A 26,915-nucleotide genomic window follows, 5' to 3' on the forward strand; every position below is an offset into this window, starting at 1 on the left:
TACCGTCACCTTGACCAGACTAAGGGGGTCCTGCGGGGGTGTATTGTATGCAGTTGCAGCGCGCCGAATGCGTCTGTCAGTCCTGTCCCAGCCGGCTGCTCCAGCCGAGCTTGGAGCGACAGGCCTCGTAAAAATCATGCCCCGGCGGATGCAGCAGCTTCAGACGCTGGGGCTTCTTGCGTATTGCGATGACATCATCCCGCTCAACGCGTATGCCCTGCTGGCCATCACAGCTCACCAGAGGCTCCTGCCGGAACGACGTCACCCGCAGCTTGATCTCGCTGTTGCCACCGACCACCAGCGGTCGACTCGTCAGCGTGTGCGGGTTCAATGGCACCAGCGCCATGGCATCAATCGCCGGATGCATGATCGGCCCGCCACAGGACAACGCATAGGCGGTCGAGCCTGTCGGCGTGCTGATAATCAGGCCGTCCGAGCGCTGGTTGTAGACAAACAGGCCGTCGATAAACAGCTCGAACTCAATCATGTGCACGCTATCCCCGGACAGCAGCACCACGTCATTGAGCGCGGCACCGTGGCCCGCCACACTGCGACCACGATTGAGCTCCATATCAAGCAAAAAGCGGGATTCCACCAGATAGTCGCCATCCAGCACCTGCCCGACACGCTGCTCCAGCTCTGCTGGCAGCACGTCGGTGAGAAAACCCAGCCGCCCCCGGTTGATACCCAGCACCGGCACGTCATAGCCGGCAAAGGTGCGCGCCGCGCCAAGCAGGCAGCCATCACCACCGACCACAATGACGAGATCACAGGATTGTCCGATCTGCTTGCGGGAACCCGCCTGCAGCCCAAGATCGGCCAGCTCCGGCGTCAGCGTTTTCTCGAGAATGACGTTACAGCCACGCTGTTGCAGAAAATGCACCAGCTGGCGCAGGGAGTACAACGCCTGTTCGCTGCCGGAGCGGGCAACCAGGCCGATATTGCGGAATGTATCGCGTGGCACTCGAAACGCCTCTGCATGGGGGCTCTGCGACGGGCAGTGCCAGCTGACGGGTTACTGCGGGGAGATATGACGGGCCTGGCAACCCATGGGAGCGACTGTTGCCCCGTCACACGCCGCAGCGCATTTCAGGGGCACATGGTAACGTTTATCCGGGCTTCAGCGCCATGCAGCACGCGGCCTGGAATCAGTCCCCGAGCTGCAGCACGTCAGGGCTGGCGTTGAGGCCACCCTCGAGCAGATGCACGCGGATACCGGCATGTCGCAGCAGAAACGCCGCGGAGGTGCTGCGACGACCGGTGTCGCAATACACCACATAGGTGCGTGAAGGGTCCAGCAACCGGCTTTTCAGCCGCAGGACATTCAACGGCATGTTCAATGCAGCGGGCAGATGCCCTTGGGCATACTCGTCCGGGGTACGCACATCGAGCCAGCGCGCACCCGCCGATACCCGCTCCAGGGCGTCACCGGCGCCGATGGAATCCACCGCCGGCTCTCGCAGCAACTCGTCGAAGTCCGCACGATCCAGGCGCATCACCACACCGTCGGTGGCCATGGTAATGGTGGCATTGCGCGGCGCACCGGTCAGCAACGCCTCCTCACCAAACCACTGCCCTGCTTCCAGCATGGCTACCGGCGTCATCTCGGATGCACCGGACACCAGCACCGATACCTCACAGATACCGTCCTTGATGATGAAGCAACAATCAGCGTCATCCCCCTGGCGGATAATGACCTCGCCTGTCTTCATCTTGCGCGGCTTCAGGCGGCGGAATATCTCGAAGATGTTGCTCGGCGGTACCTGATAGAACAACGGCGACTTGAGCAGGCGAATCATCCACTCCCGGTCACCTTCATAGGCGGCATTGGCATTGATATCCAGTACCACATAGCCCACGGACTGATCCCAGGCCAGCAAAGTATCCAGACGAAAACTGTCGAACAGCACCACCGACACAGCGGTGATCGCTCGCGCTCTGCTGCGCCGTGGCTGATGATGGTCCAGCGGATGCCAGGACTCCACACCACCGGCCGACACACGTTGCGAAGCACCGTCAGCCGTCTCCAGTTCCACCTCCCCGCTCAGCAGGTACACGGTAGTGTTATCCCGGTCGCCAATATCGAACAGCAGCTCGCCGGGCTGATACTGACGCACCTCCTGCTGATCCAGCAGCCGCTCCAGATGCTCGCCGCTGAGGGCGTTCACGGGTACGAATGTTTGCAGCAGGCTCTTGTCGATGGACGGGCCCTGACCCATGACTCTGTTCTCCTTATATAGCGCACAATGTCTTACGCGCAATGTTGGAAGCAGCTTGTATGCCAGCTTGCTCGGCTATACAGCCTTAAGGCAAGCGCGGCCGGTTTATCTTCTCCATCCGTGACATGGCGCACACTTCATGTGCTGCCCAACATGACTATTTGAACTTCAGCACGTTATCGATGGCGCTGTCGGAGCGGCATTTGGGGCAACGGTTGGCATTGCGGTCTGAAGCGCCGGGTTTGAACTGGTTGGGTACATCAACACGTATGACGCGTTTGCCACAAATCTGACTATTTTCGCACTCTACCTGGCACACCGGGTTTTCGTAGTGGCGCAACCAGGCGCGGTAATGCTCTTCCGTCACCAGACACTTGCGTGCCGCATAGGCGATGGGGTTCTGCATGTAATCGGAAATCTCCTGGGCACTGATCGACACATGACCCGCCCCCGGATGAAACGCGATGAAGTTGAGGCCCAGCGCCTGCAGTTTTTCCAGTAACTTCTGGGCGCCGGAATTGGCCATCTTGATCTGCTCACGACGCGCCTCACGCAGGTCTTGCTCCAGTGCCGAAATCTTCTCTTCCCGATCCAGCACTTCCAGTTCCTTGGCATGCATCTGCTCGACCAGCCTGGCGCGCTCCTCTTCCAGACGCTGCGCCAGGGCAAGCCGGTATTGCTCCGTGAGAATCTCGATCTCGCCGCCCTGATTGGCCTGCTTGCGCGCCTGCTCCTCAAGACTGTGATTCAGGGAACCCACCTGCTCTTTGAGGGACACATTCTGCTCGCGCAACGCTTCGTTCTGGGATTTCAGGGTCTTGAACTGCATCAGCACCTTTTCCAGCTGGGTGCTGAGAATCTCTTCTTTCTGCTGCTGCGCGTAGCGCAACTGCGCCACCTCTTCCCGGTGACCGTTCTCCAGCGTCTGCACCCGCAGGCGCAGCTCCTTGATGGTACGCGCCAGCCGTACACGTTCCTGCTCGGCCTTGCGCGATTCTGCGGCGGGCGCCACCGTGGGAATCTGTTGCGGCGCATTGACCACGGGCGGCGGGGTCAGCGGCGGGGGCGGCGCAGAATCGTCCACGTAGAGCCCCATCTTGCGGCCACGCTCACGCAGCACATCCCGCACGAAAACGAAATCGTTGGCACCGGGCTTCATCGCCGGGTCCCAGAGTTGCTCCTGATGCCAGGCCACGGGACACTGGCTGCGGCAGGCCAGACGGATTGGGCCAGCCCCCATGTCAGGGCCGGGCCCACCATGCTCGGCCAGATGTCGAAGCGGGACGTTCCAGGCCGTGTCAGCCATGCCGTCCTCATCGAAGTTGATCAGGAACAACACCATGCCCACAACGGTGAGGCGCGCATCCACCATGCAGTAAGCGCCGCGCATTTCCTCGTCGGCAAATTCCGGGACACCGACCATGCCGTCGAGAATCGCCTCGAAATCAGAGTAAAGCATGCTCTTGGTGACGCCCCGCTCACCAAAAAACAGCACAGCCTCGGAGGTGACGGACGACATATTCATAGCGGCTTCCTTGTTATCATCTGCCCTGGGCCATTAGCGGGAACTCTGAGACAGCAGAGATCCGAGGCTGATTATAGTCAGGCAATTTTCTGAGAGTGTGACGCGGATTGCAGATAAAGGAAAGATAGCCGGCGCAGGGGATCGCCTCAGTGTGACGCAGCGCGCGAACCGGGCGGATTGCAAGCCAGGCATGATGCTGCGGCGGTGGCGATGGCGAAGAATCGGGGAATGAGAGAGGTTGGTGCGGATGTGGTCGCAAACAGCAAGACGACAGCTATAACTCGTAGCCGTCGTCTGTATCCTCGTTATCCTCGTCTTCGAGGGCTTCAAGCCAGAGGCGCTCCTCCAGCCGTTCGTCAATAACTTCGTCCATCTTGCTCTCCTTTATAGTGAGTGACAGTACACAGCATGCACCGACAGGTGTGACAAGAAGATGAAACGAAAGGTTCAGGCACAAACGGCCAGGGAGAACAGGCGACTGTCAGGGATCGGATTCGAGGATCTGAGGATGTTCTGAGAATGTTCGGGGAGGAAGAAAGCGTTTAAAGAGTGGCGGAGCGGACGGGACTCGAACCCGCGACCCCCGGCGTGACAGGCCGGTATTCTAACCAACTGAACTACCGCTCCACTCTTTAAAACGTCTTACCTTGCACACAACCTGACCGGTACTGCAGGCCAGGGTAAAACTGGTGGGTGGTGACGGGATCGAACCGCCGACCCCCTGCTTGTAAGGCAGGTGCTCTCCCAGCTGAGCTAACCACCCGAAAGAGGCCGCCATTCTAGGGATTTCCGCGGGGGTGTCAACGGCTTTTTCACCTTAGTTTTCACCAAACTACCGCGGGTTGCTGCTGTTCGCTCAAAAAAACAGCGAAGCGCCGATTTATCACTCAATTCAGGGATATGCTATGCCTTCCCTATCTCTTCGATATAGGAGCGCGCCACCTCCAGGCTGGGAAATCGCTGCGGCAGGGTCTCCCCGCTACGATCCGCCACCAGATAGTGCCTCACCTCCAGCCGATGGGTGCCCGGGTTGAGCTCCCCTTCCTCCAGGATGGTGTACCCCTGGTCGCCCCAGGGCGTCACATTACCGATCACGGGGCTCACCAATGACCCGCCGCACGATGATATGCGCCAGCGCCTCCAGGCTCAGGCTGCCATGCTGGTCAAACCAGGTATTCGCCCAGCTTGCCATCCCGGTAATCAGTCGTCGCACCACAAAGGCATCATCCTCAAGCAACCCCTGGGCGCGCAGGGCCTCCAGACAGTCCGTCCAGATCTCTTCGTACACCGCGCGCAGGGCCAGCACCTCCTGTTGACGGTCCTCCGACAGGCAACGCCATTCGTAGACCAGCACGCTCATGGCCTCACTGGTATCGCCGATAATCGATTGCAGCTCAGCGCGGATCAGCGCCTCCAGCCGGGGCAGCGGCTCGGGGTACTCGGTACAGGCATCACGCAGACGGGCCGTATTGAAGCGGATCACCTCCATCATGACCGCAAACAGGATATCGTCCTTGGTCGGGAAATGATGAAAGATACTGCCACTCTGGATGCCCACTTCCCGGGCGATGTCCCGCACCGTAGTGCGATCGAAGCCCTTGTCGCGGAACAGCCTGGCAGCGGCGCTGAGCAGCTTGCCGCGCGGTGAGTCGTCCATCCCGTGGATACCACCGGTTACCGACCGTGTTGCGTGTGCCTGCGCCATTGAAATCCCCTGTTGTGCTGTCGCGTACCCTGTCGAGTGTGCTTCGCGCCACTGCTGGCGCAATTATCAGCACTGACCGCATTTGTGCAATACGCGTTGCCAGCGCCGCTACCTGCCTCGAATCACCTTATTATGCTTCAGGGCGCTTTACAAACCAAGCGCTTGCTTGGTAACGTTCCGCTCATTATCTTCATACGGTCTCCAAGGAGCAGAGCATGAGCACCGGACCTGTACGCATCGGCTGCGCCGCCGGTTTCTGGGGTGACACCAATACCGCCGCCTTCCAGCTGGTACGCCAGACACGCCTCGACTATCTGGTGTTCGACTATCTGGCCGAAGTGACCCTCTCGATCATGGCCGGCGCGCGCATGAAAGACCCGAGCATGGGCTACGCCCACGATTTCGTGACCCAGGTGATGACACCGCTGGCCAAAGATATCCGCGACAAGGGCATCAAGGTGATCAGCAACGCCGGCGGCGTCAATCCGCACGCCTGCCGCAAAGCACTGGAAGACGCCTTCAGCGCCGCCGGTGTCGACCTGAAGATCGCCCTGGTAGAAGGCGACGACATCAATACACGCCGTAACGAATTCGCCGATGCCGTCGAAATGGAAACCGGGCAAGCCCTGCCCCCCATGACTCTGACCATGAACGCCTATCTGGGCGCCCTGCCCATCAAGGCCGCCCTGGATGCCGGTGCCGATATCGTGCTGACGGGGCGTATCGCCGACTCCGCGCTGGTGCTCGGCCCGCTGATGCATGAATTCGGCTGGGCCGACGACGATTATGACAAGCTTGCCCAGGGCTCACTGGCGGGCCACGTCATCGAATGCGGCGCCCAGTGCACCGGCGGCAACTTCACCGACTGGGAGCAGGTGCCCGATTATCACAACATGGGCTTCCCGGTGGCCGAGTGCGCCGCCGATGGCAGCTTCGTCGTGTGCAAGCCGGACAACACTGGTGGTCTGATCACCCCGGCGACAGTGGGCGAGCAGATCGTCTACGAGATCGGCGACCCGCGCGCCTATTTATTGCCTGATGTCGTATGTGATTTCACGCAGGTACAGCTCGAACAGGTGGGCGACAATCAGGTGCGCGTGACCGGCGCCCGCGGCCGCCCGCCCACAGATCAGTACAAGGTGTCCGCTACCTGGCCCGACGGTCAGCGCATCACCGCCAGCTTCATGATCGGCGGCATAGATGCAGCCCGCAAAGGCCAGGCCGTCGCCGACGCCATTCTGCGCAAGACCAGCGGCCTGTTGAAACAGCTCGGCATGGACGACTTCCGCGACACCTCGGTGGAATTGCTGGGCACTGAAGCCACCTATGGGGCGCAGGGCCAACGCAGCGACACCCGCGAGGTGATCGTCAAGATTGCCGCCATGCACAATGACCGCAAGGCGCTGGGTGTATTTGCCCGGGAAATCGCCCAGGCGGCCACCGGCATGGCGCCGGGCCTGACCGGCATCGTGGGCGGCCGGCCCAAACCCTTTCCGCGCATCCGTCTGTTCTCCACCCTGGTCAGCAAGGACAAGGTGCACAACCAGGTGGACATGGGCGGCGAGCAGCTGCCTGTCAGCGTGCCCACCGGCGTCCCGTTCGACACGGCCGCCCTGCCCGCTGATCACAGCTATGACAGCGCCACCGGCAACACCACTGTGCCACTGATTCGGTTGGCCTGGGCGCGCAGCGGCGACAAGGGCAACCACGCCAATATCGGCGTGATCGCGCGCAAGGCGGCCTACCTGCCGTTCATCAACGCCGCGCTAACAAGCGACGCCGTCGCCCACTACATGCAGCATGTGCTGGACGCTGAACACAGCAGCGTGGAACGCTGGACCCTGCCGGGCTTCAATGCCTTCAACTTCCTGCTCAGGAACGCCCTCGGCGGTGGCGGCATTGCCTCCTTGCGGATTGATCCCCAGGGCAAGGCGTTTGCCCAGCAACTGCTCGATTTTCCTGTGCCTGTTTCTGACCAGATCGCCAAAGAGGTGAACCACTGATGTCTTACCGCTCCGTATTCCGCCCCGACCTGTTCGCCGGTCGCAACATCATCGTCACCGGCGGCGGCAGCGGCATCGGCCGCTGCACCGCCCATGAGCTGGCCAGCCTCGGCGCCCGCGTGGTGCTGGTGGGTCGCAAGGAAGACAAGCTGAAAACCGTGCAAGCGGAAATTACCGAAGACGGCGGCACCGCCCTGTGGTTCACCTGCGACATTCGTGAAGAAGAAAAAGTAAAAGCCACCGTGGCGGAGATCTTCAGTGCCGTCGGTGAAGTGCATGGCCTGGTCAATAACGCCGGCGGCCAGTTCCCCTCCCCCCTCGCCTTCATCAACCAGAAAGGCTGGGAGACGGTGATTCGCACCAACCTTACCGGCGGTTTTCTGATGGCACGTGAAGTCTTCACCCAGGGCATGAACCAGAGCGGCGGCAGCATCGTCAATATCATCGCTGACATGTGGGGCGGCATGCCCGGCATGGGCCATTCCGGCGCGGCCCGGGCGGGCATGGAAAACTTCACCCGCACCGCTGCCTACGAATGGGGCTGCGCCGGCGTGCGCGTCAACGCGGTTGCCCCCGGCTGGATTGCCTCCAGCGGCATGGACACTTACCCGGAAAGCTTCAAGCAGACCATCCGCACCCTCAGAGCCGCCGTGCCCTTGAAGCGGCTTGGCGAAGAAGCGGAAATCTCCGGCGCCATCTGCTTCCTGCTCTGTGACGCCGCCGCCTTTATCAGTGGCGACACACTGCGTGTCGACGGCGCGGCCAGCCAGGGCAACATCGCCATCTGGCCGCTGCCCGAGCACAACAACAGCAAGCCGTTTGACGGCTTCCACCGTGCCGTAGCTCCGGCGCTTTTCCAGCACGGCGATCAGGCTCAGGAGAACAGCGATGCCAGTGATTGAGACGCAACTGGATGTCAACGGCGACGCATTTGCCCGGCACTGCGCAGCCATGCGGCGCGCGGTGGAAGAATTCCGCGCCATCGAACAGAAAGTCGTGGAAAAAGCGGAAGCCCAACGCGAAAAATTCGAAAAGCGCGGCAAGCTGCTGCCCAATGACCGGGTTGCCCGCGTGCTGGACCCCGGCTCCCCGTTCCTGGCACTGCAGAGCCTGGCCGGCTACATGATGCACGACGATCGTGACGGCACCGAAGCCGGCGGCGGCAGTATCGCCGGTATCGGCTACGTCAGTGGCGTTCGCGCCCTGATCGCGGCCAGCAACTCCGCCATCAAGGGTGGCACCATCACCCCCGCGGGCCTGCGCAAGAGCCTGCGTTTGCAGGAAATCGCCCGGGAAAACAAACTGCCCATCGTGTCGCTATCCGAATCCGGCGGCGCCAATCTCAACTACGCCGCCGACATCTTTGTTGAGGGCGCACGCACCTTTGCCAATCAAGCGCGCCTGTCCGCGCTGGGCATTCCACAGATCACCGTGGTGCACGGCAACGCCACCGCCGGCGGCGCGTATCAACCCGGCCTGTCTGATTACTGCATCATGGTGCGCAATCAGGCGAAGATGTTTCTGGCTGGCCCGCCGCTGTTGAAAGCCGCCACCGGCGAAGTCGCAACCGATGAGGAGCTGGGTGGCGCCGAGATGCACGCCGGGGTGGCCGGCACCGCTGAATATGTTGCCGAAAATGATGCCGACGGCATCCGCATGGCGCGGGATATCATGGCAAAGATCGGCTGGCAGGATCAGCTTCCGCCGGTGCCGGAAAAAACCTTCAATCCGCCTCGCTATGACGCCGAAGAACTGCTGGGCGTCGTGCCCGACGATGCGCGCAAGCCCTACGACGTGCGCGAAATCATCGCCCGCATCGCCGACGATTCCGACTTTCTCGATTTCAAGAACGACTGGGATGCGCACACAGTCTGCGGCTGGATCATGATGGAAGGCTACCCGGTGGGCGTGATCGGCAATAACGGCCCGATCACCCATCAGGGCGCCGCCAAGGCCGCACAGTTCATCCAGCTGTGCGAGCAAAGCAACCGCCCGTTGCTGTTCCTGCATAACACCACCGGCTTCCTGGTGGGCACCGAACCGGAACAGGGCGGCATCATCAAGCACGGCTCCAAGATGATTCAGGCAGTGGCCAACGCCAGCGTACCGAAGATCAGCATTGTCATCGGTGGCTCCTATGGTGCTGGCAACTATGCCATGTGCGGCCGCGGTCTTGACCCGCGCTTCATCTTTGCCTGGCCCAACAGCCGCGTTGCCGTCATGGGCGGCCAGCAGGCCGGTATGGTGCTGCGCATCGTCGCCGAGCAGAAACAACGCGCCATGGGCATGGAGCCCGACGAAAAAGTCCTCGAGATGCTGCAACAAAGCACCGCGCAGAAGCTCGATAGTCAGTCCACGGCCCTGTATGCCACCGCGCATATGTGGGACGACGGCATCATTGACCCGCGCGACACGCGCAAAGTGGTGTCCTTTGTCCTGGACGTCTGCCGCGAAGCAGCACGTCGCCCACTTAATCCCATTACCTTTGGCGTTGCCCGCCTCTGAACCGCCAGGCGTTCATTACAGCCCGATGTTCATTACAGGAGACATTCCATGTTGTTGACTCAGGAACATGAAGAAATGCGCCGCACCATGCGCAACTTTGTTGAAAAAGAATTGAACCCGCACGTCGAGGAATGGGAAGCCGCAGGCGCCTTTCCCACCCATGAAATCTTCAAGAAAATGGGCGACCTGGGCCTGCTGGGCGTCAGCAAGCCCGTAGAATTCGGCGGCCTGGGTCTGGACTATTCCTACAACCTGGCCGTGGCGGAAGAGCTGGGCCTGTGCGACTGCGGCGGTGTGCCCTTGTCCATCGGCGTGCAGACCGACATGGCCACTCCGGCGCTGGCCCGCTTTGGTTCCGATGAGCTGCGCAAACAGTATCTGGCCCCCGCCATTGCCGGCGACATGGTGGCCAGCATTGCCGTCAGCGAACCCCATGCTGGCTCCGATGTAGCCGCCATCAAGACCACCGCGAAAAAAGACGGCGATGACTATGTCATCAACGGCACCAAGATGTGGATCACCAATTCCCCCACCGCTGACTTCTTCTGCCTGCTGGCCAACACCTCCGATGGCAAGCCGCACATGAACAAGTCACTGATCGTCGTGCCGAAAGATGCCGGCGGCATCACCGTGGACAAGCCGCTGAACAAGCTGGGCATGCGTTCCTCACAGACCGCGCAGGTGTTCTTCGACAATGTGCGGGTGCCGCAGCGCAACCTGATCGGCGCCGAAGGCATGGGCTTCATGATGCAGATGATCCAGTTCCAGGAGGAACGTCTGTGGGGCGCCGTCTCCGGCCTGAAGGGCTATGACAAACTGATCCAGCTGACCGCCGACTATGCTCGTGAGCGTGAAATCTTTGGTATGCCATTGCTGGACAACCAGAGCGTGCATTTCCGCCTGGCAGAACTGAAAACCGAAGTGGAACTGCTGCGCAGCCTGATCTGGCGCGCCTGCGAAGAGTACGTCAGCGGCAAGGACGTGTTGCAACTGGCGTCCATGGCCAAACTCAAGGCCGGCCGCCTGTCCCGGGAAGTCGCCGACGCCTGCATCCAGTACTGGGGCGGCAACGGCTACATGTGGGAAAACCCCGCCTCCCGCGCCTGGCGTGATGGCCGCCTGGCCTCCATCGGCGGCGGCGCCGACGAGATCATGCTCGGCATCATCTGCAAGACGATGGACATTCTACCAGGCAAGAAAAAGAAATAAGACAAGCCGACTCGCACCAGCCGCCGCCCTGAAAAGCGCTGAGGCGGCTGGTGTTCAACGGAGTACGTTATGGCACCCAGCACCACGACATTGCCCACAACACTGCCCGCAACAGAAACCCTGATCCTGCATCAGGACGGACCGTTTCTGCATGTGACGCTGAATCGCCCCAAAGCCCGTAACGCCATGAGTCTCGCCATGGTCAACGAGCTGATGGCGGTGTTCGACGCCATCGCGGCAGACACTCACATCCGTGCTGTCGTCCTGCGCGGCGCCGAAGGGCACTTCTGCGCCGGTGGCGACATCAAGGACATGGCCGGCGCGCGCGCCCAGGCCGCCTCCGGCGATGCCCGGGCGTTCCGCAATCTCAATCGCCGCTTTGGCGAAATGATCACCCGCGCCAATCAGCAGCCTCAGGTGATCGTGGCCGTGCTCGAAGGCGCTGTGCTCGGCGGTGGCTTCGGCCTCGCCTGCGTGTCCGATGTGGCGCTGGCCGCCGACACAGCCCAGTTCGGCCTGCCGGAAACCGGCCTGGGGGTAATCCCGGCACAAATCGCCCCCTTCGTGGTGCAACGTGTCGGCCTGACCCAGGCCCGTCGTCTGGCCCTGACCGGTGCCCGCTTCAACGGCGCCGAAGCCGCGCGGCTCGGCATCGTGCATGAAAGCCTGCCCGCAGAGCAGCTGGATGCCCGGCTGGCCGAGACATTGCAGCAGATTCGTCGCTGCGCCCCGGAGGCCAATCGCCAGACCAAGCAGCTGGTCCTCAACACCCTGAGCCAGCCGCTGGACCAGGTGCTGGACCAGGCCGCCGAGGATTTTGCCCGCGCCGTCGCCAGCGACGAAGGCACCGAAGGCACCATGGCCTTTGTACAGAAACGCCTGCCCACATGGGCTGAATAATTGATTCCGGAACCGCCAGAACAGGTAGCCCAGGTATGAGCGCAAGCGCACCGACCTCTTTCGACAAGATCCTGATTGCCAACCGTGGTGAAATCGCCTGCCGGGTGATTCGTACGGCCCGGGACCTGGGCTACCGCACGGTAGCCGTATTTTCCGACGCCGACCGCGACGCCCTGCACGTGCAGCTCGCCGACGAGGCCGTCTGCATCGGCGAGGCCACGGCCAGCCAGTCCTATCTCAACATGACCGCCATCCTGGACGCCGCTCGCCGCACCGGCGCCAACGCAGTGCATCCCGGCTATGGCTTCATGTCCGAGAACGCTGAGTTTGCCCGCGCCTGCCAGGCTGCAGGCATCGTCTTCATCGGCCCGCCGGTGGACGCGATTCACCTGATGGGCTCCAAACGCCTGTCCAAGATCGCCATGCAGGACGCCGGTGTGCCCTGCATTCCCGGCTATGAAGGCGAAGAACAGAGCGACGAGCAACTGCTGAAGGAAGCAAAACGCATCGGTCTGCCGCTAATGATTAAAGCATCCGCCGGTGGCGGCGGCCGTGGCATGCGCGTGGTTACCGATGCCAGCGACATTCCGGAACAGCTGCGCAGCGCCCGCTCCGAGGCAAAGAACGCCTTCGGCAGCGACGAACTGATTCTCGAGCGCGCCGTCATGCGCCCGCGCCATGTGGAAATCCAGGTCTTCGGTGACACCCACGGCAACGTCATTCATCTGGGCGAACGTGACTGCTCGGTGCAGCGCCGGCACCAGAAAGTGGTAGAAGAAGCGCCCTCCCCGGCCGTCGACGACGCCCTGCGCGCACGCATGGGCGAAGCCGCCGTCCAGGCCGCCAAAGCCTGCGACTATGTGGGCGCCGGCACAGTGGAATTCCTGCTCGACGATAAAGGCGACTTCTTCTTCCTGGAAATGAACACGCGCCTGCAAGTAGAACACCCGGTCACCGAACTGATCACCGGCCTGGATCTGGTCGCCTGGCAGATTCGCGTGGCCCGCGGTGAGACACTGCCGCTGACCCAGGACCAGGTGCAACTCAATGGCCATGCCATGGAAGTGCGCCTGTACGCCGAAGACCCCGCCGCAGGTTTCATGCCGCAGACTGGTCCGGTACTGGCCTGGCAGCCCGCCTCAGGCGAAGGCGTGCGCATTGATCACGGCCTGCGCGCCGGCTATCGCGTCGGCAGCCACTACGATCCCATGCTGGCCAAGATCATCGCCTGGGGCGACACCCGCGAGGACGCCCGCAGACGCCTGATCCGCGCCGTCGAGGACACGCACCTTTTTGGTGTCACCGATAACCGTCGCTTCCTGGCCGCCATTCTGCGCCACCCGGTCTTCGCCGAGGGCGCGGCCACCACCGCCTTTATCGGTGCGGACTTTGCCGATGATGCCGGCATGCATGCACTGGCACCGCAGAGCCACCACTGGGCCATCGCTGCCGTCCTGCTCAGCAGTCAGTCTCCGGTGACCACTCGACATTGGCGCAACAGCGGCCCGCACACACAGCGCCTGGTGCTGCTGCAGGGCGACACCCGGCAAACCGTATCGCTTGCCGTGTCCGCCACTGCGGGTCCCGGCGTGCTTGATGTCACCGTCGGCGACCAGCAGCACACCGTGCGACTGGGCGCCAGCAACCAATGCATCGACAACCAATCCATCGAAGTGGATGGCGTGATACGCCAACCGGCCTGGCACCGGGACGGGACACAACTCTGGCTCGATGATGCAGGACAGGTGTTCAGTATCAGCGACGTGACTCATGCGCCCCCCGCCACGACTGCTGGCGCCGGCACCGGCCAGATTCGTGCGCCCATGGACGGCGCCGTCCTCGATGTACGCTGCGCAGAAGGCGACCAGGTGAGCAAAGGTCAAGTCATGGTGTTGCTCGAGGCCATGAAAATCGAGCACAGTCTGACGTCTGATGTGGACGGTATTGTTGCGTCCGTGACAGTGCGTAACGGCGATCAGGTAAAGGGTAAACAGATCCTGCTTTCTATTACCCCGGACGCCCCGGAAGCCTGAGCCAGCTTGCCCTGCGAGGGCCCGCCGGTTAAGGTACTGGACCTTGTACATGCTTGGCCCGCGCCTGCTCCCAGCAGGCATTGCGGGCCCGATTTCCCGAAATGCAAGACACTGCCGCCGCGCTGAAGCAATACACAGCCCGGTGTACAGACAACCGCACAGACAATAAACGGAGATATTCATGAGCAACGCCGACGTCATTACGTTGCCCAAGCTGCTGAGCAAGCTGCCGACGGTATTCGCCAACCTGCCCGGTATCGTCAAGGGCTCCAAGTACGGAAAGCTGTCTGACACCACCCGCCCACTGGGCCTCGGGCTGGCCATTCAGACCGCCACCGAAATGAACCCCAACGGCGTTGCCCTGATCTACCAGGACACACAACTGACCTATCGGCAGTTCAATGCGTGGGCCAACCGTATCGCTGACTACCTCTCCTCCATCGGCCTGAAAAAAGGTGACAGCATCGCGGTGGATGTCGAGAACCGCCCTGAACTGCTGGCGACAGTTGTCGGCGCCGCCAAGATCGGCGTCTGCTCGGCCCTGATCAACACCTCCCAACGCGGCAAGGTACTGGTACACAGCTTCAATCTGGTCAAGCCCAAAGCCGCCATCATTGGCGAAGAGCTGACCAGCGCCATTGCTGAAGTCCGCGACCAGCTGGAACTGGATGCTGACCGCTTTTACTGGTGGGCCGACCGCGACACCCTGGAAGACACCGGCAGCGCACCGGAAGGCTACAAGAACCTGGCTGACGTGATCCGCGACTGCTCCTCTGAAAACCCGGAGCAAGCCAGCAAGATCTTCCTCAACGACCCGCTGTTCTACATCTATACCTCCGGTACCACCGGCCTGCCAAAGGCGGTGGTGTTCAACAACGGTCGTTGGGAAAAAGCCTACGGCGCCTTCGGTTTTGCCGCCGTGCGTCTGAAGAAAGACGACCGCATGTACTCCACCCTGCCCTTCTACCATGCCACCGGCATGGTGATCAGCTGGGCTTCGGCGATCGCTGCCGGTGCTGGTCTGGTGCTGGCACGCAAATTCTCCGCCAGCCGCTTCTGGGACGACGTGCGCAAATATGAGTGCACCGCCTTCGCCTACGTGGGCGAGCTGTGCCGTTACCTGCACGAGCAGCCTGCCCGCCCCAATGACAAGGACAACAAGGTCCACGTCATCGTCGGCAACGGCCTGCGTCCAAGCATCTGGAAAGCCTTCAAGGCCCGCTTCGGCATCGAGCGCGTAGTGGAGCTGTATGCCTCCTCGGAAGGCAACGTGGCGTTTACCAACATCTTCAACTTCGACAATACCGTCGGCTTCTCCCCGGTGAGCTATGCCATCGTCAAGTACGACAAGGAGAAGGAAGAGCCGGTGCGCGGCAGCGACGGCTTCATGATCAAGGCCGACAAGGGCGAGCCGGGCCTGCTGATCGGTGAGATCACCGACAAGACCCCGTTTGACGGCTACACGGACAAGGCCAAGACCGAGAAGTCGATCCTGCGTAATGTCTTCGCCAAGGGCGATGCCTATTTCGACACCGGCGACATGATGCGGGACATCGGCTTCAAGCATGCGCAGTTCGTCGACCGTCTGGGCGACACCTTCCGCTGGAAAGGCGAGAACGTGTCCACCACCGAGGTGGAGCAGATCCTGGACGGCGCCGAGGGCATCGTCGAAACCGTGGTCTATGGTGTCGAGATCCCCAACACCAACGGCCGGGCGGGCATGGCAGAAATTCGCCTGAATACCGAGGACTTCGAGGCCTTCGACTACAAGGGTCTGTGTGCGTACCTGCAACGTGAGTTGCCGCACTATGCGACGCCGGTCTTCCTGCGCATCGCCAACCACCCTGTGGACACCACCGGCACGTTCAAGCACCAGAAGAACAAGCTGAAGGAAGAGAAGTACGATCTGGGCGCGCACAGCGATCCGGTCTACGTCTTGCTGCCCGGTGAGGACTGCTACCAACGCCTCACCCCCGAGATCCAGCAGGGCATCGACGGCGGCAAATACCGCTTCTGATCCTCCCTGAGCAGTACCAGAGGGCCTCTTCGGAGGCCCTTTTTTGTGGCTCATCATCGCGTATTGGCGGAAGGTGCCCGTTTCTGGTGCTTTCCATTCGGCATTGGTTTGGTGGTTATGGCCCTCGGGGGGCGGGAAAGGTTTTCAGGACACGCCGTGGACCCATCCCTGGGGGCTTGGTTTCGGCATCCTGCCTCAAACAGTCCTGAAAACCTTTCCCGCCCCCCGAGGGCCGTCACGCGCAGCCTGGTTAACAAGCTGGAAGCCAACTGACGGTTTTGTTCCTCTAGAAAGTTGATAAAACCACCATACTTCGAATTTACTGCCAGCGTTGAGCCGGGGTATGCCCTGGAGGGACCTCTTTGGCCATGGATGGCCAAAGCGCGAGCGCCCAGGGACGGCTTGAGCGGTCCCGGAAGGGCATACCCCGGCTCAACGCGTACTCGATGGAGGGTGACCCACCGGCCGAAGGACACCCAGTTTCAGGCTGACACCCAAGCGCCACCGTCGGCCAGATATCTTCGTAAATCCGCGATAAGGCAACAATAATTGACTTGACCACAGCCCACTACAGCTGTGCATAAAAATACCGGCCGCCCCCTTGTGGATAATTCTGTGCACTATTACGGGACAACGTTACCTTCACTGTCACCGACAGGTGTCACCTTTAGTGACACCGCATGGCGAATAATATTAATATTCAATATATTCAGATGGTTATAGTTATTTTTGCACAGAGAACATGAGGACAATCCACTAAAGTGAAGATCGATTTTCAACGCGTTTCCATTGTGCACAAATACCCACCAGGCACCCGAATTGCCCCTCTTTTTGTCCACAGAATCTGTGGATAACTTTGTTGGTAAGTCTCGGACAATTCCGTGGAACTACCATCGCTTGGGCCCCCTCCACCTCTTGACGCTTTTTTGATCGGAAGATGACATGGCTGTAACAGAGGTATTCCATCCGCTACCCGGAGAGCATCGGGTGCCCCGAACGCAGGACAAAAAAAAGGGCCTCAAGGGGATTGAGGCCCGTAAATACACCACTAAGGGGATAGCGGTGTGCGCTACAACATCGTTACCCTTTTTCCTTGCCCGGCTTCTTCTTGCCGGACTCGGAGCTGGACATTTCATCCAGTGCGGCGGTCAGTTCGTGCACCCGCCTCTGAAGCGCTTCTACTTCGCGCTTGTTGGGAATACCGAGGCGCGACAGGGCTTTGTTCAGCCGCTCGTCAAACGCCTTTTCCATCTTGTCCATCGTCTCGCCAGTGCGGTGCCGGACCTTCTCCTTGATCTCCTCCACGCGCGACTCTGACTTGTCACGGGTCTTGGACTCAAGATCACGTCCAGTATCCACCAGCGTGTCGAAAAAGCGGCTGCCCTCTTCTTCCGCCTTGGCGAAAGCGCCCAGGCCAGCCAGCCATATCTGGTTGGTGTATTTACGCAGATCCAGAGAACCACCGCTGAGCCGAATCGACTTCAGCTTGTCCTCTTTCTGCGTCTCTTCTTCCTGCTTGTGGTCGGGCGTCTTGCTGTCAGGCATGAACTGTCTCCGAGGTAAGGATTCCACAAGCCAATGCAGTGCGGATGCGGGTCAGTGACCCAAGGCAAATCAAAACAAACAACAACAGTGGATCAGCGCAATTCAATATGCGAGTAGTCTACGAGGGTTGGTGTGGGGAGCCGCAGGATTCTGTCGAACAATCTTACAGGAGGGAGTAAATTCGCTCTCAAGGGTCTTCGGGGGGTGGCCGTGATGAGAATAGCCCCATGCCCCGGGCCAGGTCCTTGACCGCTCTGCCGCCTGTTACCAGGCCCAGTACGCGCTGACGCAAGCGCTCTTCAAGATCGGCGGCGCCTTGCTGCAGGCGCTGATCCACACGTTCCTCCAGCCTGGGCGCCACATGGAAATGCACGACCAGAAAAACGACCAGCAAGGTGATGGCGGAAGACACCAGCGCGGCACCGGTGAGGAGCCAGAACAAGGTCAGTGTAGTGACCTCGATGGTCTGATCCACGGCGGCCTGCTCCATGTCAGGTCACGCCGAAAATCAGGAACAACTGAATGAAACCGGCCATCATGCCCAGCGCGCCACCCACCATAATCAGAATCCATTCATCTTCCTGGAATGCCGGCCGCAACAGCGCCTGAAATTCCTCGGAGGAGAGTTCCTCCATCCGTTCACGCATGATGCGTTCAACAATGGCACCGCGCTCCCGGTTGAAGGTCGGGTCCTCGAATGGCAGTACGGCCAGATCCACAGCCTTCTCTTCCACTGCCTTTTTCAGGTCGGCGTAACCGCCGGGGCCCACCGTCAGCTGCGCCGCAGTACGCACCACGCCGCCCTCAAGCAGCGGGCGCATGTGGCGTTTGATCAGTGCTTTGGTGCGGTCGGCCCGCGGTCCATTGATGACCTGATACATGATATTGCGCAGGGTCACGACTTCGGTGGTGGTCAGGCGGGCAAAACTCTCGGCCACATCTTTCTGTCGCTTGAGAAACAGCCCCTGAATCCGGAATGGCCCCACCCGTACCGGGTTAAGCGGGCGGAAAATCACATTCAGCGCCAGCCAGTTGGTCGCCACGCCGACCAGGAAGCCGAAAAACGGCATGACCCAGTTACCGGGGAAATAGATGAACACGGGAATCTGGCACAGGCCGAACAGGAAACCGAAATAGATGCCGGAATTGATGACAAAGCGGAACTCCGGGTCACCCACCTCGCGGAACATCTTCACCATCAGCGCTTTGTCTTCACGCATCTGGGAACTGATCATGTGCTTGAGGTCCACCAGCTCTTCCACGTGCTTGCTGATGTCATCCACGACATTGTCCATGACTTCCGGGATCGCCCGGCGAGCACGGCTGTAAACCCGCCGCCGCACCAGCATGGGCAGGTTCTCCCACAGCACGGCGTTGCGCTCGGTCATGACTTCGTCGGTGTATTCCTCGATCCGGCCCTGAATGCTCCGGGTCAGATGGGCAGAGATCTTCTCCGGTTCCATCTGCTGGAAGAATTCTTCAATACTGCCGATCTTGGAAAGCGTCTGGTCGACAAGGATGCCCGACATCTTCTCGGCTTTGGACGGAATGATCCCCTGCCAGCCGAATATCGGACGGATGCCGATGAACTCCAGCGGATAGAACGTCATTTGCACAGCCATCCAGTTGGTGACCCAACCGACCGTGCCCGCGATGAAAGGAATACTGACGTACTTCCAGAAATCCGGGTGCGAAAACAGCGATTCCAGCATAGATAAAACAGCTCCCCTTCCCGAGGAATTCAGCCGCACCTCACGCTCTTGTATAACCCCCGGGGCAAAAAAACGCTCCGGACCCCGGCAAACATTGCAACCGGCCAGCGACTAGTCTGGACATTGGCCCAGAATAACCACCGGGGTGGCGTAACCAATTGGTTAGTATAGCCCGTTAGCGGCTGAAGGTAAGGCATTACCGTGTAATTTTGCGTAGTCTATGGGTTCAGCCGACGAGCTGTGTGTAGAATGTGGTTTTGGGGGATACACGAATCAGCACAATGGAGCACGAACAACCATCCCTGGCCCGGTTTCTGGTGCATGGCACTCTGGAAACCCTGATCAATCAGGCGCTGGCCCATGAGCCACGCGCTGCAGAGCGCTTGCGCCTGCTGCACGGCACCGCCATCCGGGTGCGCACTGAACGCCCCATGGCCATTGTTTACCTGTTGATCTACGAAGACGGCATCGAAGTCCTGCCGGAATTCGAGGGCTACGTTCACATCCGCGTACGCGGGGCCATGGGCGCCCTGCTCCAGTGGCTGCTGGCGCCCAACACGGCGATGCCCGAAGAAGACCAGATCCGCATTCTGGGCCCCGAAGACCGCATTCAGATGATCAGCGAGGCTGTCAGCGAATTCAGCCTCTGGGGCGTCACCCGCAACTGGCTCGACGACCATGTCCGCCTGAATGATCTGTTGTCCCTGCTACGCAAGGAAGACCCGGGCTGGCTGGCACGTCTGCAAGGGCTGCCGGAAGAGGTGGGCCAGCTCGCCAATGAGCTGGGCCGCCAACGGCTGCTGCAGGAGGAGATTCTGGATGAACTGCGCGGATTGAAGCGCGGGCTGCGCCGGGAACGGCGCCTGGATGCCGCCTGCCTGATGCTGGGTATGCTGCTGCTACTTGGCGCCCTGGCCACGCTCGGCGGGCTGCTGCCTATTGCCGCTGCCGCCTCGGCCACCGGCCAGGCCGTGCTGCTGGGCAGCATCGGCCTGACCTTTCTGCTGTCGCGGCTGCTTTTCGGGCATCGTTATTAGATGGTGTGGCGTGGTGCGCTTCGCTTTGCTCAGCACACCCTACGTCCACAGGCGATATCGTAGGGTGTGCTGAGCGCAGCGAATCGGACTGGCGCACCAGCGCACCAGCGCACCGAAACAACCGCCCCCACCATCACTTCTTCTTGCGACCAAACAACGACCCCAGCCGCTCCTCCACAATCTCCACACTGGTGCGCGCGATATTACGTGTCGTGCCCTGCAGTACTTCCCGGGTAGGCAGCGACGTCACGCCATCCACAATCCCCCGGCGCACCGCCTCTTCCACCTTCACAGCCATAAGGTCTGCGGCCTGCTCCGCCTGATCTTTCAGCAGGACCTCCAGATCGCGAGCGACGTTCGGACTGACCACGAACTTCAGCCACAAGGCCAGGGCGATCAGCGTCATCAGCGCCGCCAGCAAGGCTGTTGCCAGCATCATTATCCAATCCATGTTGCTCTCCATCATAGCCAGCCTGTTACTCGCCACGTCACCACCCACCCGGCGTACGTTGCACATTATAAGCTGATTGCCGTCCGCTGCGAGCCTTCGCGGACAGTCACCCCGCGTTAAGACTTGATGTAGCTTTGTTACGTGCTGAAAGCGCCTATGGCTCCATCAGATGGAGCTGGCTATGCTCAGACTGCCATTCGTTAGTTTGTGCGGCGACATGCCTGTTTTCGCGTGCCCGCCAGGCTCCCTGGACGCTTCATCAACAACTGATTCCTGACAGAAGGTCGCCGTCATGTCTGCCAGTACGTCCAATGACTCACTCAATATCGGCGCTGCCGGTGCAAGCACCCGCAGCGGTTTGAGCATCAGTGCGCAACTGCGCATGCTCGATGAGGCCCTTGAATGCCAGATCGCATTCTGTGAGCGACGCGCCCTGCCACTGAATCTGCTCGCCATCTATGTGGCGAATTTCGAAGCTCTGGCCAGTGAATACGGCCATGAGCTTGCCCGACGCATGCAAAGGCTGCTGAACGAACAGATCGGCCGTTGTAAACGTACCGAAGACTGGATCTGTGCCTGGGGTGACGGGCGTCTGGTCTTTTGCCTTCCGGATACACCGCCGCGGGGCGCCCGGCGTCTTGCTCACCGCATACTGGCGCAACTCTCACGCCACAGCTTCCGTTATCAGGGCCAGGTATTGCGGATGCAATTACGGCTGGGCCTGCACACACTCAGTGGCGACCAGCGAGAAGACCCGCGCAAACTGATGATGCGCACCCTGCATACCGCAACCCAGGGCGCCGAAGACATCAACGTCAGCCTCGCCATGAAAGCTGCACTGGACACGCCAGCGCCCGCCTTCAGTCACGACCGCTACCATCATCTGCCCGCATTGACAGATGTACTGCCCAACAACACCAGCACCCCGGAGCAGCTCAAACGTCTCCTCGCAGACCTGAACGAGAGTGAGCGTATGGCGCTGATGGATGAGCTGATACTCAGCACCAGCCGTTAGCCATCACGCTTTGCGCGCCACCAGTACCGCTCGCACCGGTGGCGGATAACCTTCCCGCGTCTGCCCGGACGCATCAAGAAAATCTGCCAGCGACTGAAACTGCATCCAGTCGGTGGCACGCTGCTCCTGCGTCGTTGTCGGCGACACGTCCACCACCCGCACATCAGTAAAACCGGTGCGCCGCAGCCACACCTCAAGCATCCCGGTACTGGGCAGAAAAAACACGTTCCGCATGGCCGCGTAGCGATCTTCCGGCATCAACACGGTTTGTGCGTCGCCCGCCACAACCAGCGTTTCCAACACCAGCTCGCCGCCAGGCGCCAGCGCAGCACGCAGCTCCAGCAGATGATCCAGCGGAGAGCGGCGGTGATACAACACGCCCATGGAAAAAACGGTATCGAAGGCCTCGGCCTCACCCGGCAACTCCTCCATGCGCAACGGCGCAAACCACACCGGCGCCTCGGGGGCGTACCGCTTTACCGCCAGATACTGCACCAGAAACAGAATAGTGGGATCGATGCCGAGCACGAAATCGGCGCCGGCGCCGAGCATGCGCCAGCAGTGATAACCGGAGCCGCAGCCGACATCCAGCACCCTGCGCCCGGCAAGCGAGCTGATATGGGCACTGAGGCGCTGCCATTTCCAGTCTGAGCGCCACTCGGTATCAATAAAGGTATCGAAGAAGTTGAAAGGCCCCTTGCGCCAGGGCATCAGTTCCCGCAGCCCCTGCTCCAGTGACATTTGCTGTGTCGGTGTGAGCGGATCACCGGTGCTGCTCAGCGTCACCGTCGCGGCATCGACATCACAGCGTGCCGTTACGGGCGGCAGCTTTTCCAGCGCAGACAGCCAGCGCGGCAGATCACCGTGGGGCGCGTCGATCAAACGCTCCCGTGTCAGCGTGTCCAGCGTTTCTACCCAGGGAGTCAGAGGCGCCACCGCTTCCGTCAAGGCGCGGTGGTAGGTGCGCAACACATCTTTCGACACAACGCTCAACGGACTGCCACCAGTGACATGAAATTGAAGCAGCGAAACCACACATGCACACTGCGATAGCCCGCCTCGGCAAGCCGCTGTTCGTGCTCCGCCAGGGTTTCCGGGATCAAGACATTTTCCAGTGCTGTACGCTTCTGGCTGATTTCCAGATCGCTGTAACCGTTGTTGCGCTTGAAGGCATGGTGCAACGCCTGTTGCAGGGCGTCTTCCTCGGCATCCGGGAAGCGAATCTTTTCGGACAGGATCAGGATGTCGCCGGGCTGCTGGGCACGCGCGATACGCTGTATCAACGCATCCCGATCGGCAACCGGCAGAAACTGGAGAGTAAAATTGAGCACCGCGACTGACGCCGACTCCAGCACCGTGTCTCGCACGTCTTCACAGCGCAGCTGCACCGGGATATCCGGCGCTTCAACGGCCAGCAATTGCCGGGCCCGTTCGATCATGGCGCTGGAATTGTCGACGGCTACCAACTGGCAATCCCGATGCGGCAGCAGGTGTGCCATGGCCAACGTTGCTGCGCCGAGGGAAGCGCCCAGATCATACAAGTGCGTACCCGGGCGGGCATAGCGCGCCGCCAGGACACCAATCATGTCGATGATGGTGCCGTAGCCCGGCACCGAGCGCCGGATCATATCCGGGAACACCGCCGCCACCTGCGCATCGAAACTGAAGCGTGCGATGGCATCCACCGGGTGAGCATAGATCTGGTCTTTCATAACCGGCGCCTGTCAGATATCTGCACAGCAAAAAGGCCGCGTATGAGGCGGCCTTTCTGTGATGCCCGAAAGGGCTATGTTGGTCGGGACGGAAGGATTTGAACCTTCGACCCCTTGCACCCCATGCAAGTGCGCTACCAGGCTGCGCTACGCCCCGAGACTGCTCTGATCTGTCGTGTGGATCGGGGTTAACCAGAGCGGCGGCAATCATAACGGATTCAGCGCCGCCTGCAAACAGTCCTTTGGCAAACAGTCCTTTGAACTGTCAGGCGCGCAATACGTCCAGCACGTCTTCCAGTTCCGTGATCATCTGCCGGATCAGCTGATGATAGTGCGTCGCCTGATCGCCGTTGGCACCTTCCGTCAGCTGCAGACGGGCGCCACCAATGGTGTACCCCTGCTCGTACAGCAGGCTGCGAATCTGCCGAATCATCAGCACGTCCTGGCGCTGATAATAACGCCTGTTACCCCGCCGCTTGACCGGCTTGAGTTGCGGGAATTCCTGTTCCCAGTAACGCAGCACGTGCGGCTTCACATCGCAAAGATCGCTCACCTCACCAATGGTGAAATAACGCTTGCCAGGGATCGCCGGGAGCTGGTCGTTATTGCTTGGTTCCAGCATATGCTTCAACTCGTTGTTTTAGTTTCTGTCCCGGTCGAAAAGTCACCACACGGCGCGCCGTGATGGGAATCTCTTCGCCGGTCTTCGGGTTCCGGCCGGGACGCTCACTCTTGTCCCGCAGATCGAAATTGCCGAAGCCGGAAAGCTTCACCTGGATGTTGTTCTCCAGAGCATGGCGGATTTCCTCGAAAAACATTTCCACCATTTCCTTGGCTTCACGTTTGTTCAGTCCGAGCTCAACAAAGAGCCGTTCGGCCATATCCGCTTTGGTCAGCGCTGCCATCCAGGAGCCCTCGAATCATTCTCTTAAAGAAGCGTTAAATTCTTGTTTTAGCTGGGATAGTACCCCTGCCAAAAGCAGGTTGATGTCAGCCTCCCCTAGCGTGCTCGAACGGTCCTGGAAGGTCAAGCCCAAAGCCAGGCTCTTGTGACCTTTTTCGATGTTATCTCCCTGATATACATCGAAAAGCTGAATATCCCTCAGCCGTTCGTCGCAGGCCTTGCGGGCGCTCTCCAACAGGGCACCGGCCGGTACGGCTTCCGGCACCACCAGTGCCAGGTCTCGACGCACCGACGGATATTCCGACAATTCGGAGAACTTCGGCACAGATACCTGCGTAATGACGTCTTTTCGGAGCTCAAAAAGATAGATATCCGCGGGCAGATCCAGCGTCGCCGCCAACCCCGGGTGCAACTTGCCCAGCCAGCCGGCCTCGACACCGTCACGGACGATGCGCGCACACTGGCCGGGATGGAGCACATGCTGTTCCGCCGCCTCGAAACGATAGACTGCCGCGCCGCCGGTGGCCGCTAACAGCGCTTCCACGTCCGCTTTCACGTCGAGGAAGTCCACGCGCCGCGGCTTGCCGTCGGTGAGATCATCGAAATGCTGGGGCCGCGCCGTGCCGAACACCAGCCCTGCCAGCATCGGCTCCTGCAACAAACCGCCGCCCTCGCCCGCGCCGGGCACGAAGCGCAGGCCCTGCTCGAACAGCCGCAAGCGGCTGATCTGCCGGTTCAGGTTGCGTTGCGCCGTGGTCAGCAAGCCGGCCCACAGCGTGCTGCGCATGACGGCCAACTCACTGGAAATCGGATTCGCCAGCGCCAGCGGCGTCAGCTCTGGCGCCAGAGCTGCCTGCATGGCAGGGTCCACAAAGGTATAGGTAATCGCCTCAGCATACCCCCGCGCAGCCAGCAGATCGGACAAGCGCCGGGCTGGCAGGCGGGTTTCCGGCTCGGAAATCGCCGCGCCCTGGATGGCCGGCAACCGGCTGGGCAGCCGATCATAACCGTGCACCCGCGCCAGCTCTTCGATCAGATCAGCCTCGATCGCCATATCGAAGCGCCAGCTCGGCCCGGTGACCTGCCAGGTGTCGGCACCCGTATCAACCACATCCATGCCCAGGCGCGCCAGAATATCGGCGATCTCCGCCGCATCCAGTGACAACCCCAGTACCGCTTCAACCCGCGCCGCAGACAAGGCAATCGGCACCGGCGTTGGCAAATGTGCCTCGGCAGCCACCTCAACCACAGGCCCGGCCTGACCGCCGGCGATGGCCAGAATCAGCGCCGTTGCCCGCGCCATGGCCTGCGCCTGCAGCTGTGGATCAACCCCGCGCTCGAAGCGATGGGAGGAATCCGTATGCAACCCGTAGCCCCGCGCCTTGCCGGCAATGGCCAGCGGCGCAAAGAAGGCGCACTCCAGAAAAATATCCCGCGTGCCATCCGATACCGCCGAGGCCGCGCCGCCCATGACACCCGCCATGGCCAGCGGGCCATTAGCGTCTGCAATCACCAGGGTGTCGTCTTTCAGGGTGACGGTTTGCTCATCCAGCAGCGTCAACGACTCGCCGGCCTGTGCCAGGCGCACATCAATGCCGCCCTTCAGCTTGCCCAGATCAAAGGCATGCAGCGGCTGCCCCAGCTCCAGCAGCACGTAATTGGTGACATCCACCACCGGATCAATGGGCCGCAACCCGGAGCGACGCAACCGCTCCACCATCCACAAGGGCGTTTGCGCGGTGGGATCAATCCCCCGAATCACGCGCCCCTGATAGCGGGGGCACGCCTCGGGCGCACTGACCGTCACGGCAAATGTATCGTCAATCGTTGGCGCAACGGGCGCTATCGCCGGCACATTGAAGGGCACTCGATTGAGTACGCTGACTTCCCGGGCGATGCCTCGCACGCTCAGACAGTCTGCCCGGTTCGGCGTCAGATCCACTTCGATGATCTGGTCGTCCAGCTGCAGGTACTCACGAATATCCGTACCCACCGGCGCATCCGCCGGCAACTCCAGCAGGCCGTCAATCAGATCTTCCAGGCCCAGCTCCGAGGCACCGCACAGCATGCCCAGCGAGGGCTGCCCGCGCAGCTTGGCTTTCTTGATGCGGAAATCGCCGGGCAGTTCGGCACCTACTCGGGCAAAAGGCACTTTCAACCCGGCCCGCACGTTCGGCGCGCCACAGACCACCGGGAACACCTCGGTGCCGTCGCTGACTTCACACACCGTCAGCTTGTCCGCGTCCGGATGCGGCGCCGTGGTCTTTACTTCGCCCACCACCACGCCGGAAAACGGCGGTGCCGCCGGGGTCACACCGTCCACTTCCAGACCGGCCATGCTCAACTGGTGCGCCAGCGATTCGGTATCCAGCGCCGGATCAGCCCATTCGCGCAACCAGGATTCGATAATCAACATTGTCTTT

The 26,915-nt window shown here is 60.9% G+C and carries 23 protein-coding genes and 3 tRNA genes; 9 read left to right on the forward strand and 17 right to left on the reverse strand.

What is annotated here, in order from left to right; all coding sequences use genetic code 11:
* Nucleotides 1-76 precede the first annotated feature (76 nt).
* From K8B33_RS03135 to K8B33_RS03165, 7 genes are all read right to left on the reverse strand, one after another.
* Complete coding sequence (locus tag K8B33_RS03135) at nucleotides 77-964, reverse strand: NAD(+) kinase (RefSeq protein WP_223423191.1); 888 nt, start codon at nucleotides 962-964, stop codon at nucleotides 77-79.
* A 184-nt stretch (nucleotides 965-1,148) separates the two neighbouring features.
* Entirely contained in the window at nucleotides 1,149-2,219 is a 1,071-nt protein-coding gene (locus tag K8B33_RS03140) for a cyclic nucleotide-binding domain-containing protein (protein ID WP_223423194.1), read from the reverse strand.
* Between the two features lie 157 nt (nucleotides 2,220-2,376).
* A complete protein-coding gene (locus K8B33_RS03145; RefSeq protein ID WP_223423196.1) occupies nucleotides 2,377-3,744 on the reverse strand; it encodes a hypothetical protein in 1,368 nt (455 codons plus the stop codon).
* 550 nt (nucleotides 3,745-4,294) lie between these two features.
* Nucleotides 4,295-4,371: transfer RNA gene (locus K8B33_RS03150), tRNA-Asp, on the reverse strand.
* Nucleotides 4,372-4,431: 60 nt separating this feature from the next.
* Nucleotides 4,432-4,507, reverse strand: a tRNA-Val gene (locus K8B33_RS03155).
* 140 nt (nucleotides 4,508-4,647) lie between these two features.
* Complete coding sequence (locus tag K8B33_RS03160) at nucleotides 4,648-4,839, reverse strand: hypothetical protein (RefSeq protein WP_223423198.1); 192 nt, start codon at nucleotides 4,837-4,839, stop codon at nucleotides 4,648-4,650.
* Nucleotides 4,829-5,449 carry a TetR/AcrR family transcriptional regulator gene (locus tag K8B33_RS03165; protein ID WP_223423200.1) on the reverse strand — a complete coding sequence of 207 codons (621 nt, stop codon included), beginning with the start codon at nucleotides 5,447-5,449 and terminating at the stop codon, nucleotides 4,829-4,831. The genes K8B33_RS03160 and K8B33_RS03165 overlap by 11 nt, the downstream gene beginning before the upstream one ends.
* Before the next feature lie 215 nt (nucleotides 5,450-5,664).
* On the opposite strand from K8B33_RS03165, the gene K8B33_RS03170 reads away from it, so the two are divergent.
* The 7 genes from K8B33_RS03170 to K8B33_RS03200 all read left to right on the forward strand — a co-directional run bounded on the left by K8B33_RS03170 (nucleotide 5,665) and on the right by K8B33_RS03200 (nucleotide 16,116).
* A complete protein-coding gene (locus tag K8B33_RS03170) occupies nucleotides 5,665-7,452 on the forward strand; it encodes an acyclic terpene utilization AtuA family protein (RefSeq protein WP_223423203.1) in 1,788 nt (595 codons plus the stop codon).
* On the forward strand, nucleotides 7,452-8,354 hold the full coding sequence (locus K8B33_RS03175; protein ID WP_223423206.1) for an SDR family oxidoreductase: 903 nt from the start codon (nucleotides 7,452-7,454) through the stop codon (nucleotides 8,352-8,354). The genes K8B33_RS03170 and K8B33_RS03175 overlap by 1 nt, the downstream gene beginning before the upstream one ends.
* Nucleotides 8,341-9,957, forward strand: coding sequence for an acyl-CoA carboxylase subunit beta (locus K8B33_RS03180; protein ID WP_223423208.1), 1,617 nt, complete (start codon nucleotides 8,341-8,343; stop codon nucleotides 9,955-9,957). Before K8B33_RS03175 ends, K8B33_RS03180 begins: the two co-directional genes overlap by 14 nt.
* Before the next feature lie 48 nt (nucleotides 9,958-10,005).
* A complete protein-coding gene (locus K8B33_RS03185; RefSeq protein WP_223423210.1) occupies nucleotides 10,006-11,166 on the forward strand; it encodes an acyl-CoA dehydrogenase family protein in 1,161 nt (386 codons plus the stop codon).
* A 69-nt stretch (nucleotides 11,167-11,235) separates the two neighbouring features.
* Nucleotides 11,236-12,066: an enoyl-CoA hydratase/isomerase family protein gene (locus tag K8B33_RS03190; RefSeq protein ID WP_223423212.1), complete on the forward strand. Its 831-nt coding sequence runs from the start codon at nucleotides 11,236-11,238 to the stop codon at nucleotides 12,064-12,066.
* Between the two features lie 35 nt (nucleotides 12,067-12,101).
* Nucleotides 12,102-14,099 (forward strand): acetyl-CoA carboxylase biotin carboxylase subunit, encoded by a 1,998-nt coding sequence (locus K8B33_RS03195; protein WP_223423214.1) that lies wholly within the window; start codon nucleotides 12,102-12,104, stop codon nucleotides 14,097-14,099.
* 181 nt (nucleotides 14,100-14,280) lie between these two features.
* Complete coding sequence (locus K8B33_RS03200; protein ID WP_223423217.1) at nucleotides 14,281-16,116, forward strand: long-chain-acyl-CoA synthetase; 1,836 nt, start codon at nucleotides 14,281-14,283, stop codon at nucleotides 16,114-16,116.
* Between the two features lie 1,080 nt (nucleotides 16,117-17,196).
* Here K8B33_RS03200 and K8B33_RS03205 read toward each other — a convergent pair.
* The 3 genes from K8B33_RS03205 to K8B33_RS03215 all read right to left on the reverse strand — a co-directional run bounded on the left by K8B33_RS03205 (nucleotide 17,197) and on the right by K8B33_RS03215 (nucleotide 19,373).
* Nucleotides 17,197-17,661: a phasin family protein gene (locus K8B33_RS03205; RefSeq protein ID WP_223423219.1), complete on the reverse strand. Its 465-nt coding sequence runs from the start codon at nucleotides 17,659-17,661 to the stop codon at nucleotides 17,197-17,199.
* A gap of 187 nt (nucleotides 17,662-17,848) precedes the next feature.
* Entirely contained in the window at nucleotides 17,849-18,151 is a 303-nt protein-coding gene (locus tag K8B33_RS03210) for a hypothetical protein (protein WP_223423221.1), read from the reverse strand.
* Between the two features lies 1 nt (nucleotide 18,152).
* Entirely contained in the window at nucleotides 18,153-19,373 is a 1,221-nt protein-coding gene (locus K8B33_RS03215) for a hypothetical protein (RefSeq protein ID WP_223423223.1), read from the reverse strand.
* Between the two features lie 281 nt (nucleotides 19,374-19,654).
* On the opposite strand from K8B33_RS03215, the gene K8B33_RS03220 reads away from it, so the two are divergent.
* Nucleotides 19,655-20,410 carry a hypothetical protein gene (locus K8B33_RS03220; RefSeq protein ID WP_223423225.1) on the forward strand — a complete coding sequence of 252 codons (756 nt, stop codon included), beginning with the start codon at nucleotides 19,655-19,657 and terminating at the stop codon, nucleotides 20,408-20,410.
* A 133-nt stretch (nucleotides 20,411-20,543) separates the two neighbouring features.
* On the opposite strand, the gene K8B33_RS03225 is transcribed toward K8B33_RS03220, so the two are convergent.
* On the reverse strand, nucleotides 20,544-20,861 hold the full coding sequence (locus tag K8B33_RS03225; RefSeq protein WP_223423227.1) for a hypothetical protein: 318 nt from the start codon (nucleotides 20,859-20,861) through the stop codon (nucleotides 20,544-20,546).
* Nucleotides 20,862-21,153: 292 nt separating this feature from the next.
* On the opposite strand from K8B33_RS03225, the gene K8B33_RS03230 reads away from it, so the two are divergent.
* On the forward strand, nucleotides 21,154-21,876 hold the full coding sequence (locus K8B33_RS03230; RefSeq protein WP_223423229.1) for a GGDEF domain-containing protein: 723 nt from the start codon (nucleotides 21,154-21,156) through the stop codon (nucleotides 21,874-21,876).
* A 3-nt stretch (nucleotides 21,877-21,879) separates the two neighbouring features.
* Here K8B33_RS03230 and cmoB read toward each other — a convergent pair whose 3' ends face one another.
* The 6 genes from cmoB to pheT all read right to left on the reverse strand — a co-directional run bounded on the left by cmoB (nucleotide 21,880) and on the right by pheT (nucleotide 26,908).
* Entirely contained in the window at nucleotides 21,880-22,860 is a 981-nt protein-coding gene (gene cmoB / locus K8B33_RS03235; protein WP_223424496.1) for a tRNA 5-methoxyuridine(34)/uridine 5-oxyacetic acid(34) synthase CmoB, read from the reverse strand.
* Nucleotides 22,861-22,865: 5 nt separating this feature from the next.
* Complete coding sequence (gene cmoA / locus K8B33_RS03240; RefSeq protein ID WP_223423232.1) at nucleotides 22,866-23,588, reverse strand: carboxy-S-adenosyl-L-methionine synthase CmoA; 723 nt, start codon at nucleotides 23,586-23,588, stop codon at nucleotides 22,866-22,868.
* An 80-nt stretch (nucleotides 23,589-23,668) separates the two neighbouring features.
* Nucleotides 23,669-23,745: transfer RNA gene (locus K8B33_RS03245), tRNA-Pro, on the reverse strand.
* Nucleotides 23,746-23,853: 108 nt separating this feature from the next.
* On the reverse strand, nucleotides 23,854-24,210 hold the full coding sequence (locus K8B33_RS03250; protein WP_223423234.1) for a MerR family transcriptional regulator: 357 nt from the start codon (nucleotides 24,208-24,210) through the stop codon (nucleotides 23,854-23,856).
* Nucleotides 24,191-24,493 (reverse strand): integration host factor subunit alpha, encoded by a 303-nt coding sequence (ihfA, locus tag K8B33_RS03255; protein WP_223423236.1) that lies wholly within the window; start codon nucleotides 24,491-24,493, stop codon nucleotides 24,191-24,193. The genes K8B33_RS03250 and ihfA overlap by 20 nt, the downstream gene beginning before the upstream one ends.
* 15 nt (nucleotides 24,494-24,508) lie before the next feature.
* Nucleotides 24,509-26,908, reverse strand: a complete 2,400-nt coding sequence (pheT, locus tag K8B33_RS03260) for a phenylalanine--tRNA ligase subunit beta (RefSeq protein ID WP_223423238.1) — start codon at nucleotides 26,906-26,908, stop codon at nucleotides 24,509-24,511.
* Nucleotides 26,909-26,915 lie beyond the last annotated feature (7 nt).

Origin of the sequence: Alcanivorax limicola, assembly GCF_019931215.1 — a bacterium.
Taxonomy (GTDB): domain Bacteria; phylum Pseudomonadota; class Gammaproteobacteria; order Pseudomonadales; family Alcanivoracaceae; genus Isoalcanivorax; species Isoalcanivorax limicola.

What these genes read in the sequence shown, in the direction of transcription:
- ihfA (WP_223423236.1), bottom strand. Translation starts at nt 24,493, where the DNA reads ATGGCAGCGCTGACCAAAGCGGATATGGCCGAACGGCTCTTTGTTGAG.
- K8B33_RS03250 (WP_223423234.1), bottom strand. Translation starts at nt 24,210, where the DNA reads ATGCTGGAACCAAGCAATAACGACCAGCTCCCGGCGATCCCTGGCAAG.
- pheT (WP_223423238.1), bottom strand. Translation starts at nt 26,908, where the DNA reads ATGTTGATTATCGAATCCTGGTTGCGCGAATGGGCTGATCCGGCGCTG.
- K8B33_RS03205 (WP_223423219.1), bottom strand. Translation starts at nt 17,661, where the DNA reads ATGCCTGACAGCAAGACGCCCGACCACAAGCAGGAAGAAGAGACGCAG.
- K8B33_RS03185 (WP_223423210.1), top strand. Translation starts at nt 10,006, where the DNA reads ATGTTGTTGACTCAGGAACATGAAGAAATGCGCCGCACCATGCGCAAC.
- K8B33_RS03140 (WP_223423194.1), bottom strand. Translation starts at nt 2,219, where the DNA reads ATGGGTCAGGGCCCGTCCATCGACAAGAGCCTGCTGCAAACATTCGTA.
- K8B33_RS03220 (WP_223423225.1), top strand. Translation starts at nt 19,655, where the DNA reads ATGGAGCACGAACAACCATCCCTGGCCCGGTTTCTGGTGCATGGCACT.
- K8B33_RS03175 (WP_223423206.1), top strand. Translation starts at nt 7,452, where the DNA reads ATGTCTTACCGCTCCGTATTCCGCCCCGACCTGTTCGCCGGTCGCAAC.
- K8B33_RS03145 (WP_223423196.1), bottom strand. Translation starts at nt 3,744, where the DNA reads ATGAATATGTCGTCCGTCACCTCCGAGGCTGTGCTGTTTTTTGGTGAG.
- K8B33_RS03225 (WP_223423227.1), bottom strand. Translation starts at nt 20,861, where the DNA reads ATGGATTGGATAATGATGCTGGCAACAGCCTTGCTGGCGGCGCTGATG.
- cmoA (WP_223423232.1), bottom strand. Translation starts at nt 23,588, where the DNA reads ATGAAAGACCAGATCTATGCTCACCCGGTGGATGCCATCGCACGCTTC.
- K8B33_RS03215 (WP_223423223.1), bottom strand. Translation starts at nt 19,373, where the DNA reads ATGCTGGAATCGCTGTTTTCGCACCCGGATTTCTGGAAGTACGTCAGT.
- K8B33_RS03230 (WP_223423229.1), top strand. Translation starts at nt 21,154, where the DNA reads ATGTCTGCCAGTACGTCCAATGACTCACTCAATATCGGCGCTGCCGGT.
- K8B33_RS03165 (WP_223423200.1), bottom strand. Translation starts at nt 5,449, where the DNA reads ATGGCGCAGGCACACGCAACACGGTCGGTAACCGGTGGTATCCACGGG.
- K8B33_RS03210 (WP_223423221.1), bottom strand. Translation starts at nt 18,151, where the DNA reads ATGGAGCAGGCCGCCGTGGATCAGACCATCGAGGTCACTACACTGACC.
- K8B33_RS03200 (WP_223423217.1), top strand. Translation starts at nt 14,281, where the DNA reads ATGAGCAACGCCGACGTCATTACGTTGCCCAAGCTGCTGAGCAAGCTG.
- K8B33_RS03180 (WP_223423208.1), top strand. Translation starts at nt 8,341, where the DNA reads ATGCCAGTGATTGAGACGCAACTGGATGTCAACGGCGACGCATTTGCC.
- K8B33_RS03190 (WP_223423212.1), top strand. Translation starts at nt 11,236, where the DNA reads ATGGCACCCAGCACCACGACATTGCCCACAACACTGCCCGCAACAGAA.
- K8B33_RS03195 (WP_223423214.1), top strand. Translation starts at nt 12,102, where the DNA reads ATGAGCGCAAGCGCACCGACCTCTTTCGACAAGATCCTGATTGCCAAC.
- K8B33_RS03170 (WP_223423203.1), top strand. Translation starts at nt 5,665, where the DNA reads ATGAGCACCGGACCTGTACGCATCGGCTGCGCCGCCGGTTTCTGGGGT.